Origin of the sequence: Microbulbifer harenosus (genome assembly GCF_005771435.1) — a bacterium.
Classification (GTDB): Bacteria; Pseudomonadota; Gammaproteobacteria; order Pseudomonadales; family Cellvibrionaceae; genus Microbulbifer; species Microbulbifer harenosus.
On sequence record NZ_VANI01000060.1, the window covers coordinates 1 to 627 of the forward strand.

The 627-nt window shown below is 42.3% G+C and carries 1 protein-coding gene; it reads right to left on the bottom strand.

Features of this window, described 5'->3' with window-relative positions:
• Nucleotides 1-110: 110 nt before the first annotated feature.
• The coding region (locus FDY93_RS19325) for a hypothetical protein (protein WP_220446269.1) at nt 111-627 on the bottom strand (517 nt) is incomplete at its 5' end.

A 627-nucleotide genomic window follows, 5' to 3' on the forward strand; every position in this document is an offset into this window, starting at 1 on the left:
CATAACGCCGTGCTCAGCGGCGGCTTACTTTATGCACGTTTTGCGCGAAAATGGGAGTGTAGCGACCGCGCAAAACGTGCATAAAGTAAGACGTCGGCTGCAGCACTTTGTTATGAGTATGCCTCCAGAGCCTCTTTTTCGTACTTGGCACAATCCATCCCCCAATTGGTTTCTTGAGAAAAATAAACGATCAGCTCATCTAAGTGATTGGGGCAATTTATGATGACTTTACAACTAGGATCAGCAGGTTCCCGGCTTGGAACTTCTGAGTCAAAAACATCTCCATATGAGATGTTTTGCATACATATTTGGAAATCATAAAAATACATTAAAGTATTGTTTGCCAGTTCGACTACTTCTTCTAAGACTTTAAATCTATCCGCTTCTGTTCGAAGTTTGAGTAAGTCATGATGTATTGATTGTAGGCCAAACCTGAACGCCCTAAATAACTTGAAATTTATGATTTCATGAGACTCCACTTTTCCAACAACCACTAGAATTGCGCGACCAAATCTGTTGCAAAGCTCATGAAATTCCGCATGCTCAAGCGGAGCTTTCATCTCCATGTTCGAGTACTTTTTAGAAAAACAGTAAGAGTGGACATCACGGATTGCCGCGCCCTCTAGG